Below are 11,391 nucleotides of genomic sequence, written 5' to 3' on the forward strand. Positions count from 1 at the left end.
CGCTTCCTCCCCCTCCGTCGCCTTCGGCGCCACCTCCCCCTTGCGGGGGAGGATTATAAGGTCACTTCACCGCGGCAAGCGCGGCTTCGGTCTTCGCCAGAACTTCGGGGGTCAGCTTGTCGGCAGCATAGGCCTTGAGCTGGTTCAGGCTCATGCCCTTGAACATCTCATAGCTCTCATGCGTCGAAACGCCGGGCAGCGCCGCGTCGAACGCAGCCTTGGCCGCCGGGTTGGCGACGATGTCCTGAATCGGCGTGTCGAGATTATACTTCGCGGCAGCAGCCGGCGCGGGCGCGGGCGCCGCGGTCTGCGCGAACGACGCAGGGGCGATCGGGAGCGTCGACAGCGCGACGGCAAGCAACAGGGTCTTCATCTGGTATTCCCTCCCACGGCACACGCGAATCGTGCGCCGACCTTTCCGGTCTGGTCACGCTAGCCTGAACCGCAGCTGTGCGCGAGAGGCCATGGGCTGGCGGAACCGTCCGCGCGCCGCCATGTTGAGCGTGCCATGCGCGCCTTTGCCGACCTGCTCGACCGGTTGATCTACACGCGATCGCGCAATGCGAAGCTGCGGCTGATCGGCGCGTGGCTGCGCGAGACGCCCGACCCGGATCGCGGCTGGGGGCTGGCCGCGCTGACCGGCACGCTCGACCTGCCTGCGGTCAAGCCCGCCGTGATCCGCGCCTTGGTAAGCGAGCGGGTCGATCCGGTGCTGTTCCAGCTCAGCCGCGATTTCGTCGGCGACACCGCCGAGACCGTGGCGCTGATCTGGCCCGAGCCGCTGACCCCGCCGCCCGAAAACGAACCGCTGACTCTCGGCGCGGTGGTCGACCGCCTCGCCAGCCTGTCGCGCTCCGACGCACCCGCCGCGCTCGGCGCGATGCTCGACCGGCTGGCGGCGGACGAACGCTATGCGCTGCTCAAGCTTGCCACCGGGGGCCTGCGCGTCGGCGTGTCGGCGCGGCTCGCCAAGACCGCATTCGCCGAGGCGTTCGGGGTCGATGTCGATGCGGTCGAGGAGGTGTGGCACGGCCTGACCCCGCCCTATGCGCCTTTGTTCGCCTGGGGCGAAGGGCGCGGGCCGCAACCGACCACCACCGATGTGCCGGTGTTCCGCCCGTTCATGCTCGCCCATCCGCTCGAAGAGACACAGGTTGATCTGAAGGACTATGCCGCCGAATGGAAATGGGACGGCATCCGCGTCCAGATCGTCCATGTCGCGGGCGAGACGCGGCTCTACAGCCGCGCGGGCGACGACATCACCGCCAGCTTTCCGGATGTCGCTTCGGCCTTTGCGACGCCCGGCGTGCTCGACGGCGAATTGCTGGTGCGCGGCGAGGCGCAGGGGGGTGAGGCGGGGAGTTTCAACGCGTTGCAGCAGCGGCTGGGGCGCAAGGTCGTGTCGGCCAAGACGCTGGCAGAATTTCCGGCGTTCGTCCGCCTCTACGACCTGTTGTTCGATGGACTCGAGGATCTGCGCGAGCTGCCCTGGCACGCGCGGCGCAAGCGGCTGGAGACCTATGCTGCGCCGCTCGACCCGGAGCGGTTCGATGTCTCCGCGCTGATCGCGGCGGAGGATTTCGCGGCGCTGGAGGAGCTGCGCGCCGGCGCCCGCGACGCGGCGATCGAGGGGGTGATGCTCAAGCGGCGCGATTCGCCCTATGTCGCCGGGCGGCGCGTCGGGCTCTGGTACAAGTGGAAACGCGATCCGCTCACCGCCGATTGCGTGCTGATGTATGCCCAGCGCGGCAGCGGCAAGCGGTCGTCCTTCTATTCCGACTATACCTTCGGCGCATGGACCGAGGGCGGCGAGCTGTTGCCGGTGGGCAAGGCCTATTTCGGCTTCACCGACGAAGAGCTGAAATGGCTCGACCGCTTCGTGCGCAACCATACCACTGCACGCTTCGGCCCGGTGAGAGAGGTGGAGAAAACACTGGTGCTGGAGGTCGCGTTCGATTCGATCCACGCGTCGAAGCGGCACAAATCGGGCTTGGCGATGCGCTTCCCGCGGATCTCCCGGATCAGGACCGACAAACCGGCACATGAGGCGGACACGATCGCCGGGCTGGAAAGGCTCGCCACGTGAATTTCTCGTCGCCCCGGACTTGATCCGGGGCCAGGCTGCCTTGGCGAGGGCGAGGAAGAAGCCCGACCCCGGGTCAAGCCCGGGGCGACGAGAGGGGGTTCACCCCTTCGGCACGTTGGCCTCCAGCTCATCCAGCCACGGCCCCGCCACTCCGTCCGACGGCGCGCGCCAGTCGCCGCGCGGGGACAGCGCGCCGCCCGCCGACACTTTTGGCCCGTTCGGGATCGCGCTACGCTTGAACTGGCTCTGCGCGAAGAAGCGGATCAGGAACTTCTCCAGCCAGTGGCGGATGGTGGGCAGGTCATAGGCAACCCGCTGATGCGGCGGCACGCCCAGCGGCCACTCCCCCGCATCGGCATCGCGCCACGCATGCCAGGCGAGGAACGCGATCTTCGACGGTGCCAGCCCGTGGCGCACGACATAATGGACGAAAAAATCGTTCAGCGCATAGGGCCCGATCTTCGCCTCGGTGCTCTGCATCGCGCCGCTGGCGTCGGCGGGGACCAGTTCGGGCGAGATTTCCTGCGCCAGGATCGCCTCCAGCACCGCGTCGGTCTGCGCGTCGAACTGGTTGGTCGCGACGCACCAGCGTATCAGGAACTGGATCAGCGTCTTGGGCACCCCCGCATTGACCGCATAATGCGACATATGGTCGCCGACGCCATAGGTGCACCAGCCCAGCGCCAGCTCGGACAGGTCGCCGGTGCCGAGCACGAACCCGCCCCGCTGATTGGCGAGGCGGAAGAGATAATCGGTGCGCAGGCCCGCCTGAACATTCTCGAAGGTGATGTCATAAACCGGCTCGCCATCGGCATAGGGGTGGCCCATGTCGGTCAGCAGCTGGCGCGCGGCGGGGCGGATATCGACCTCTTCGGCGGTGATGCCCAATGCCTTCATCAGCGCCCAGGCATTGCCCTTGCTCCCCTCGCCAGTGGCGAACCCCGGCATGGTGAAACCAAGAATGTCGCTGCGCGGCCGCCCGAGCCGGTCCATCGCCTTGGCCGCGACGATCAGCGCATGGGTTGAATCGAGCCCGCCCGAGATGCCGATGATGATCTTGCCATTGCCGGTCGCGACCATGCGTTTGCGCAGCCCCTCGACCTGGATGTTGAAGGCTTCGTAGCAATCCTCATCGAGCTTTGCGGGCGTGTTGGGGACGAACGGAAAGCGCCGGATCGCGCGGTGCAGGCCGATATCGTCGAAGCCCGGCGCGTGATCGAATGCGACGCGGCGAAACCGCTGTTCGGGATGCCCGGCAGCGGCGGCATTGTCGTTGAACGTGCCAAAGCGCATCCGCTCCTGCCGCAGCCGCGCGACATCGATATCGGCGGTGATCAGCTCGTCCTCGAGGTCGAAGCGGCCCGAGGCGGCAAGCAGTTCGCCAAGTTCGTAGATCAGGCTTTGCCCGTCCCAGGCAAGGTCGGTGGTGCTCTCACCGGGGCCGGAGGCGGAGAAGAGATAGGCTGACGCCGTGCGGCTCGATTGCGCCGCGCACAGCAGTGCCCGCTCGCGCGCCTTGCCGATCACGATGTTGCTGGCCGACAGGTTGCACAGGATCAACGCCCCGGCCATCGCGCCAAAGGTTGAGGGCGGCAGCGGCCCCCAGAAATCTTCGCACACCTCGGCATGAAAGGTGAAATCGGGCAGGTCGCTGGCGGCGAAGATCAGGTCGGTGCCGAACGGCGCGGTCTGGCCCGCCAGCTCGATCGTTCCCGACAGGCCGATGCCGGACGCGAACCAGCGCTTCTCATAATATTCGCGGTAATTGGGAAAATAACTCTTCGGCACCACGCCCAACACGCTCCCGCGCGCGATCACCACCGCGCAGTTATACAGCCGCCCGTTGCGCTCCAGCGCCGCGCCGACCAGCAGCACGGGCTTGAGCTTCGCGCTCGCCGTGATCAGATCGGCCAGTCCCTGTGCGGTCGCGCGCAACACGGCATCCTGCAAGTGCAGATCGTCGATCGCATAGCCAGTGATGCCAAGCTCGGGGAACAGCAACAAGTCCGCGCCCGCCGCATCGCCCTGCTTCGCCAGCGCGATATGCGATGCGGTATTGGCGGCGATATCGCCTGCGCTTGCACTGGGGGTGCAGGCACCGACGCGCACCATGCCGTGGGCGTGGATCGAATTGAACCGCTGCTTTGCCACTAGTCGATTGCCTCGCCGATCATCTCCAGTGCCACGCGCATACAGGCAATTCGGGTCGGTCCGCGACCAATATCGCCAAAATGGTCGGCACGATGTGCAGTCGGGCGTCCGGCGCGGGCGCAGCCGAAATGCACCAGCCCCGGCTCGTCATCGGGTCCGCCGGGGCCGGCAAAGCCGGTAATGGCGAGTGCGATATCGGCATGGCTCGCCGCGAGCGCGCCCTCGGCCATGGCTACCGCGACCTCGCGACTCACCGCATTGCAGCGCTCGACCGTGTCCCGCGCGATGTGCAGCAGCTCGCATTTCGCGTCCTTCGAATAGACGACGAAGCCGCGTTCGAAGGCGGAGCTGACCCCTTCGACATCGGTGAGCAGCGAGGCGAGCATCCCGCCCGTGCAGCTTTCGGCGGTGGCCAGACTGAGCTTGGCGTCGCAGGCGGCCTGCAACACATCACGCGCGGCGCGGTCGATATCGTCGGGCAGCACCGGATACAGCGTTTCGGTCATGCGATCCTCCCGATTGTGGGAGGGATCAACGCGCGGGGCGGGCCGGTTGCTCCGCCTCAGACCTTGGTCGCGTAAATCATCCGGCCTTCGCCGAGCAGCGCGAACAGCGTGTCGAGATCGCGCTCACCCACCGCGAAACAGCCCTGGCTGCGGCCGAGCTTGCCGTGCTTCGCGATCATGTCGGGGTTCGAATACCAGGCGCCATGCACCACGATCGCGCGGTCGAGTGCATTATAGTTGGTCGGATCGAGGCCGATCAGCCGCTGCGACAGCTGATGCTTGCCGACATAGTAATTGGACGCGAGGAACGCGCCCTCGCATGTTGCTTCCGAATTCACTTCATTCGAGAAACGCTGGAGCATGCCGGTATGCTCGGGGTCGGACCCGATGCCATGGCTCACCAGCATCGAGCGCGTCGCGCCGTTGATCATGTCGACGAAGTGGAAGCGCAGCCGCGAGCTGGGCAGCGAGAAATCGGCGATCGCGATCCGGTCCTGCTGGCGGATGCGGCTGGAATGCTGCTGGAGCGCGGCGACAGCGCGTTCGAACAATTCGGGGCGGATGCCGCGCGGCGCGCTCGCCGAGCGCGGCGCGGCCGGGACGGGGGTCGCAACCGGCGGAGGCGGGACCGGAATATGCGCGGCGGGCAGCGCGGCGGTCGTGACACTACGCGCGGCGCAGCCGGCGAGCAGACCCGTGCCGGCGATCATCCCGGCAGACTTCAGAAAGGCGCGGCGCGAAGCCACGGCGTCGGTCATCTTGTCCATGCGTCCTCTGTGCCCCCACAAACTTCGCTATCCGTAAAGGCCACTATAGCGCAGGTCGCGGCCGATTCGTCCTAAGGGAGTCCACGGTTCGGCGTCGGTTCGCCGCAGACTCGGTGCGGCTGGTCGAGACTTGTCCCGAATCGGGCAATATGCCGATTTCGCATGTGCACGCGCTGGAACTGCACGGCACCACCTTGTCCTGCCTGCGTTAACCATAGATAGTGGGTGCGGACGTCCGCGTAACAATGGAGTGTGGGATGGGGTCTGCGGTCGCGCGGACAATGCGGGCGGTTTCGATCGGGCTGGCGCTGTGCATCGCGCTGCCCGCGGCGGCGCAGCAGGTGCTGCCCGGTGGCGGCGGCGACGAGATTCTGCTCCGCAACGGCCAATGGACGTGGATCGAGGATGCGGCGTTTCAGCCTGTCGGCGGCGCGTCCGGGGTCACCATCCTCGTCAGCATCCCCGGCCAGGTCGCCTATGTCTATCGCGACGGGGTGTTGATCGCGGCCTCGACCGTGTCGACCGGAAAGCCGGGCAAGGCGACGCCCGTCGGCGAATTCACGATCCTGCAAAAGCGGGTGCATCACCGCTCCAATATCTACAGCAATGCGCCGATGCCGTTCATGCAGCGGCTGACCTGGACCGGGATCGCGCTGCACGCCGGGCATCTCCCCGGCTATCCCGCCTCGCATGGCTGTATCCGCTTTCCGCGCGAATTTGCGCGGCGGCTGTTCGAGGTGACCGCGCTCGGTACTGCCGTGTCGGTGGTCGATTATGAGATCGTCGATCCGCGCGTCCGCCGCGGTGTGCCCCGCCTGCCACCCACGCAAATGGCGAAGCGCGCCGATCCGCCGTTCCTGCGCGCCGATCTCGCGGCATTTCGCACCGGCGATTATGACGTGGTGACGTCGAGCCACGACGTGATCATCCCGGCCGCGACCGGTGCCCAGTCAGTTTCGCCCGAAGGCGTCGTGTTCGCGCCGATGGAGCCGGTGGTGCAGAAGACCGGGCGGCGGAAGCGCTAGGCGCCGTTCTCGCTCGGCCCCGTGTAGTTGACCGGGGCGACGGTCCACGCAAACGGCCGCAGCGGCCCGCCCAATGCAGCGACCAGCGCATCCTCGATCCGGCGGCGGCTTTCGGCGGCAATCGCCTTGCGCCCGGGAAACTCAATCGGATCGAACGGGTCGAGATAATGGATGCGCAGCGGGAAGCTGCCCTTGCGCGACAGGATGCGGCGGGCATTGTTGATCCCGCCCTCTTCCCCGACCCAGCCAATCTCCTCGCCTACTGCCCCGTAATCGAGCAGGACCGGCTGGACCATCACGCCTGGCGGCGGCGGTTCGAGCACGCGCAGCATCGGCGTCTTGAACGGCAACAGTGACCTGCCGTCGGTCGTCGTCCCCTCCGGGAACACGGTGATCGCCCAGTTTTCGGCGAGCGCATCGCGCAGCGCGTTGATCTGCTCGGCCACGCCCATGCGGTTCTCGCGCTTCACGTAAACGGTGCGGTTGAGCCCGGCGAGCCAGCCCACCACCGGCGACGCGCCGATCTCCGCCTTGGCAACGAATGCGGTGCCGCTCGACCCGCCCAGGGCGAGGATGTCGATCCACGACAGATGGTTCGACACATAGAAAACGTCGCGCCGCAGCGGGGTGCCGACCACTTCGATCCGTGCCCCGGCAATCCGTCCGGCACGCCACAGGAACCAGCGCGGCCAGGGCGAGGACAGGCGCAGCAGCCGCCACAGATAGTGCATCGGCACATGCGTCAGCACCGCCAGCAGCAGCAACCCGACCCGGCGCCAGAAGCGGAAGCTCTCCGCCGGGGTCAGCCTGGTGGGCAGCCCAAGGGCGGCGTCGCGGCGCCGCGGATCGACGCCGTCGGTCATTGCCTCAGGGCTTGCGCTCGAGTGCGACGCCGTACAGCTCCATGCGGTGATCGACCAGGCGGAAGCCCAGCCGCTCGGCGATCTGCTTCTGCAGCAGTTCCAGCTCGGGATCGACGAATTCGATCACCTTGCCGGTTTCGACATCGATCAGATGGTCGTGATGCGCCTCGGGCGAGGGCTCGTAGCGCGCGCGCCCGTCGCCGAAATCATGGCGGTCGAGGATGCCGGCCTCTTCGAAAAGGCGCACGGTGCGATAGACGGTCGCGATCGAAATGCCCGGATCGATCGCCGATGCGCGGGCATAGACTTTTTCGACGTCGGGATGATCGTCGGCTTCGGACAGGACGCGCGCGATCACCTTGCGCTGTTCGGTAATGCGCAGGCCCTTTTCGTGGCACAGCGCTTCAAGGTCGATCTTGCGGTTCATGGGTGTGATGTAGCGTCAAGCGCAGCGCGGGAAAAGAGACGCCGGACAGTTTGATGCGCCTAAAGGCGCGTGCGGCACCAGCCCGCTCCCCCACCCGACCACCCATTCCAGAATATCCTGCCGATGGGCGGCCGGGTGGGGGAGCGGGCTGGTGCCGTCCACCGGGTGCGCGTCAGCGCGCCCGGCAAACATATTCAGCGCTTGCGGCGCTTGGTGCCAAGGCCGATCTTCTTGGCCAGGCTGCGGCGCTGTTCGGCATAATTGGGGGCGACCATCGGATAATCGGCGGGAAGGTTCCACTTGGCGCGATAATCTTCCGGGGTCATCTGGTAATGCGTCATCAGATGACGCTTCAGCATCTTGAGCTTCTTTCCGTCCTCAAGGCAGACAATATAGTCGGGCTTGATCGAAGAGCGGATCGACACTGCCGGTTCCTGCTTCTTCACTTCGGGTTCCGGCTTCGCGCTACCCAGATTGGTAAGCGCACCGTGAACGTTAGCAATGAGCAACGGAAGATCAGAGACCGCCACGCTATTGTTGCTCACATGTGCGGCGACAATATCCGCGGTGAGCGTGATCAGCGTTTCCTGCAGGTCGTTCTGCGTATCCATTTTCGTCCTTTCACATAAACGCGGCGGCAATAAGATGTTCGTGCCGTCGCGTGCGCTATCACGCCACGCACCGCGCTTTGCAAGTCATTCTGTCCGATTTCTGCTAGGATCAGTCGAGCGATCGGGAAAAACTGTGTGCGTCGAACACCTTGCCGTCATTTCCGCGATAGTAGTCGCGACGTTCACCAATCTTGCGAAAGCCCGCGCTGCGGTACAACTGAACCGCTTCATTGTTTGCGCGCACTTCCAGATGCAGGATGTCGGCACCGCGATCGCGCGCATCGGCCATCACCGCCCGGAGCAAGGCCCCGCCAATTCCCCGCCGTCGCATTGCCGGCACGGTCCCGAGCAGCAGCAATTCGGCCTCGTTCAGGATGGTGCGCGCCAGTGCAAAGCCGACCGGTCGCCCGTCGATATATGCCAGCGTGAACCACACGCCCGGCAGCGCCAGCATCCCCATGCACTGGCTGGGGGTCCAGCCCTCGCCAAAGCGCGGATCGAACGCTTCGGCGATGATCGCGGTCATCGCGCGCAGATCGGCCGGCTGGCCGTGCACGATCTCGATCGGCCAGGGCGCGGTGCTCATGCCGCCTTGGGCTTGGCGTCCGGCGCGCGGCCATAGATCGGGCGCGGCGGCAGGCTGGTCAGCGCTGCGGGGAGCAGGCGCGCATCGGCCGCGCGCGGCAGCGCCTCGCGCAGGTCGAGGCTGGCGTCGAGCGCGGCAAGATGACGCACGCCATTGCCGACGGCGATCCGCCCGCCAAGCTGTGCCAGCGCGGCATCGGGCTTGAGCGACGCAAAGGGTGCGATCTGCGCGAACTGGCGGTCATAGGCGGCCATGAACACCTCACCATGCCCGCCTTCCAGCACCACCGCTAGCGCGTCGCTACCCGGATTGAGTGCGAACGCGCCCGCCGCGACCAGCGGGAGCGAGGAAAAGCCATGGACCGGCACGCCCCAGCCAAAGCCGAGGCCGCGCGCCGCCGCGATGCCGACGCGAATGCCGGTAAAGCTGCCCGGACCGCAATCGACCAGGATCGCATCGGCGCGCCCACCATCGGGCAGCGCCGCGACCATCGGCACGAGGTGCTCGGCATGGCCGCGTCCGACTTCGGCATGACGTTCGGCGATCAGCGCGTCGCCGTCGATCAATGCGACCGAACAGGCGGCGGTGGCAGCCTCGATGACGAGCAGTCTAGCCAATCGTGTTGAACTTCGCGAAGTCCGGCCGCGGCGAGCGGCCAAAGATGGTCGCGGGATCGCCCTTGCCCAGGGTCGAGATGAAGTTGACCCGCACCGATGGCTGGTCGGCGAAGAACGCCGTCTCGACCTTGGCCGGATCGAAGCCCGACATCGGCCCGGTGTCCCAGCCCAAAGCGCGTGCGGCCATGATGAAATAGGCCCCCTGCAGCGTGCCGTTGCGGAACGCGCTGTCGCGGCGCTTTTCCTGCGGGCCTTCAAACCAGCTCTTGGCGTCGGTATGCGGGAACAGCCAGGACAGTTCCTCGTGGAAATCGAGGTCCATCCCGATCACGACCGCGGCGGGCGCCTTGCGGATCTTGTCGGGATTAGTGCCGGTCGCGCAGTCGGCAAGCCTGTCCTTGGCTTCCTGCGACAGGCACCAGGCAAAGCGCGCCGGCTGCTGATTGGCCGAGGTCGGCCCCATCTTCAGCAGGTCGTAGATCGCCTGGACATCCGCCTGCGTGACCACGCCGGGCAGATAGCCATTATAGGTGCGCGCGGTGCGGAACAGCGTGTCGAGCGCGGCGTCGTCAATCGGGGCGCCCATCAGACGGCCCGCACTTCGGTGACTTCGGGGACATAATATTTGAGCAACTGTTCGATCCCGTTCTTGAGCGTTGCGGTCGAGGAGGGGCAGCCGGCGCACGCGCCCTGCATCTGCAGGAACACCTTGCCCTTGTCGAAACCGCGATAAACGATGTCGCCACCGTCATTGGCGACGGCCGGGCGCACGCGCGTCTCGATCAGATCCTTGATCTGCGCGACGATGTCGGCGTCCTCGGGATTGTCGGCGAAGTCGGCTTCGGGCGGCGGCACGCTGAAGCCCGCGCTGCCCTGGCGGAACAGCGGCATGTCGGCGCTGAAATGGTCGAGCAGGATGCCGAGCACATCGGGCTTGAGCCCTGCCCAGTCGACGCCCGGCGCGGCGGTGACCGAGATGAAGTCCCGCCCAAAGAATACGCCGGTCACGTCGCCAAGGCGAAACAGCGCATCGGCCAGCGGCGACACCTCCGCCTCTTCGGGCGTGGCAAAATCGCGCGTGCCGCTGTCCATCACGGTGCGGCCGGGCAGGAATTTGAGCGTCGCCGGGTTGGGCGTCAGTTCGGTTTCGATCAGCATGGGCCCCATTTGGCGACGAATAGGCGTGGCATCAAGCGAACAGCGGGAAACCATTTGTTGCCCGGCGCCGCGCCGCGGCATCGCCGCGCTTTTCTTTTGTGCGCGGGGAGAGTAAGGCACCGCCACTTTTCCGATCCGTACCAAGAGGTTTGTTTGGCCAAGGAAGAACTGCTTGAAATGCGCGGCCGCGTTGTGGAGCTCCTCCCCAACGCGATGTTCCGTGTGAAGCTCGAGAATGACCATGAAATTCTCGGCCACACCGCCGGCAAGATGCGCAAGAACCGCATCCGCGTGCTGGTGGGCGACGAAGTGCTCGTCGAACTGACGCCCTATGACCTGACCAAGGGCCGCATCACCTATCGCTTCAAGTAAGTCCGGGCCGATGCGGCTCGTGCTTGCCTCCACCTCGCCGCGCCGCCGGGATCTGCTGGCGCGGATCGGCGTCGTGCCCGATCGCGTGGCGGCCCCAGATATCGACGAATCGCCGCTCAAGGCCGAATTGCCGCGCGTCTATGCGCTGCGGCTGGCGGAGGCGAAGGCGCGCGCGGTGGCGCGGGCCGAGGACGAACTCGTGCTGGCGGGTGACACCACAAT

Annotated in this window: 15 protein-coding genes; 4 read left to right on the forward strand and 11 right to left on the reverse strand. The window is 66.3% G+C overall.

The genetic code is table 11. The annotated features are described in order from the left end of the window. Positions 1-61: 61 nt before the first annotated feature. A complete protein-coding gene (locus tag AX681_RS23630; RefSeq protein WP_066665309.1) occupies positions 62-373 on the reverse strand; it encodes a hypothetical protein in 312 nt (103 codons plus the stop codon). A gap of 135 nt (positions 374-508) precedes the next feature. Here AX681_RS23630 and AX681_RS23635 point away from each other — a divergent pair, with 135 nt between their 5' ends. Continuing rightward, positions 509-2,086, forward strand: coding sequence for a cisplatin damage response ATP-dependent DNA ligase (locus AX681_RS23635; RefSeq protein WP_066682007.1), 1,578 nt, complete (start codon positions 509-511; stop codon positions 2,084-2,086). Between the two features lie 99 nt (positions 2,087-2,185). Here AX681_RS23635 and AX681_RS23640 read toward each other — a convergent pair whose 3' ends face one another. The 3 genes from AX681_RS23640 to AX681_RS23650 are packed head-to-tail and all read right to left on the reverse strand — an operon-like array spanning position 2,186 to position 5,510. Beyond that, positions 2,186-4,237: an NAD(+) synthase gene (locus tag AX681_RS23640; RefSeq protein ID WP_082737841.1), complete on the reverse strand. Its 2,052-nt coding sequence runs from the start codon at positions 4,235-4,237 to the stop codon at positions 2,186-2,188. Then, a complete protein-coding gene (locus AX681_RS23645; protein WP_066657258.1) occupies positions 4,237-4,743 on the reverse strand; it encodes a CinA family protein in 507 nt (168 codons plus the stop codon). The genes AX681_RS23640 and AX681_RS23645 overlap by 1 nt, the downstream gene beginning before the upstream one ends. Positions 4,744-4,799: 56 nt before the next feature. Then, positions 4,800-5,510, reverse strand: coding sequence for a murein L,D-transpeptidase catalytic domain family protein (locus AX681_RS23650; RefSeq protein WP_066657255.1), 711 nt, complete (start codon positions 5,508-5,510; stop codon positions 4,800-4,802). A gap of 257 nt (positions 5,511-5,767) precedes the next feature. Here AX681_RS23650 and AX681_RS23655 point away from each other — a divergent pair, with 257 nt between their 5' ends. Continuing rightward, entirely contained in the window at positions 5,768-6,535 is a 768-nt protein-coding gene (locus tag AX681_RS23655; protein ID WP_331709995.1) for a L,D-transpeptidase family protein, read from the forward strand. Here the strand turns inward: AX681_RS23655 and AX681_RS23660 are convergent. The 7 genes from AX681_RS23660 to AX681_RS23690 form a co-directional block, all read right to left on the reverse strand. Beyond that, complete coding sequence (locus AX681_RS23660; RefSeq protein WP_066657250.1) at positions 6,532-7,398, reverse strand: lysophospholipid acyltransferase family protein; 867 nt, start codon at positions 7,396-7,398, stop codon at positions 6,532-6,534. The genes AX681_RS23655 and AX681_RS23660 overlap by 4 nt on opposite strands. Positions 7,399-7,402: 4 nt before the next feature. Further along, complete coding sequence (locus AX681_RS23665) at positions 7,403-7,825, reverse strand: Fur family transcriptional regulator (RefSeq protein WP_066657248.1); 423 nt, start codon at positions 7,823-7,825, stop codon at positions 7,403-7,405. A 194-nt stretch (positions 7,826-8,019) separates the two neighbouring features. Beyond that, the gene (locus AX681_RS23670; RefSeq protein WP_066657246.1) at positions 8,020-8,436 is read right to left on the reverse strand and encodes a MucR family transcriptional regulator; all 417 of its coding nucleotides are present in this window, start codon (positions 8,434-8,436) and stop codon (positions 8,020-8,022) included. Between the two features lie 109 nt (positions 8,437-8,545). After that, positions 8,546-9,022, reverse strand: coding sequence for a GNAT family N-acetyltransferase (locus AX681_RS23675; protein ID WP_066657244.1), 477 nt, complete (start codon positions 9,020-9,022; stop codon positions 8,546-8,548). Then, positions 9,019-9,639 carry a tRNA (adenosine(37)-N6)-threonylcarbamoyltransferase complex dimerization subunit type 1 TsaB gene (tsaB, locus tag AX681_RS23680; RefSeq protein WP_066657241.1) on the reverse strand — a complete coding sequence of 207 codons (621 nt, stop codon included), beginning with the start codon at positions 9,637-9,639 and terminating at the stop codon, positions 9,019-9,021. The genes AX681_RS23675 and tsaB overlap by 4 nt, the downstream gene beginning before the upstream one ends. Continuing rightward, positions 9,632-10,225, reverse strand: a complete 594-nt coding sequence (locus AX681_RS23685; RefSeq protein ID WP_066657239.1) for a malonic semialdehyde reductase — start codon at positions 10,223-10,225, stop codon at positions 9,632-9,634. Before AX681_RS23685 ends, tsaB begins: the two co-directional genes overlap by 8 nt. Next, positions 10,225-10,797, reverse strand: coding sequence for a NifU family protein (locus tag AX681_RS23690; protein WP_066657237.1), 573 nt, complete (start codon positions 10,795-10,797; stop codon positions 10,225-10,227). The genes AX681_RS23685 and AX681_RS23690 overlap by 1 nt, the downstream gene beginning before the upstream one ends. Before the next feature lie 153 nt (positions 10,798-10,950). Here AX681_RS23690 and infA point away from each other — a divergent pair, with 153 nt between their 5' ends. Continuing rightward, entirely contained in the window at positions 10,951-11,169 is a 219-nt protein-coding gene (gene infA, locus AX681_RS23695; RefSeq protein WP_033923152.1) for a translation initiation factor IF-1, read from the forward strand. Positions 11,170-11,179: 10 nt separating this feature from the next. Further along, positions 11,180-11,391 (forward strand): Maf family protein (locus tag AX681_RS23700; protein ID WP_197424253.1); only part of this gene is annotated, 212 nt, incomplete at its 3' end.

This window comes from Sphingomonas sp. CCH9-E2 (genome assembly GCF_001557215.1).
Lineage (GTDB): Bacteria > Pseudomonadota > Alphaproteobacteria > Sphingomonadales > Sphingomonadaceae > Sphingomonas.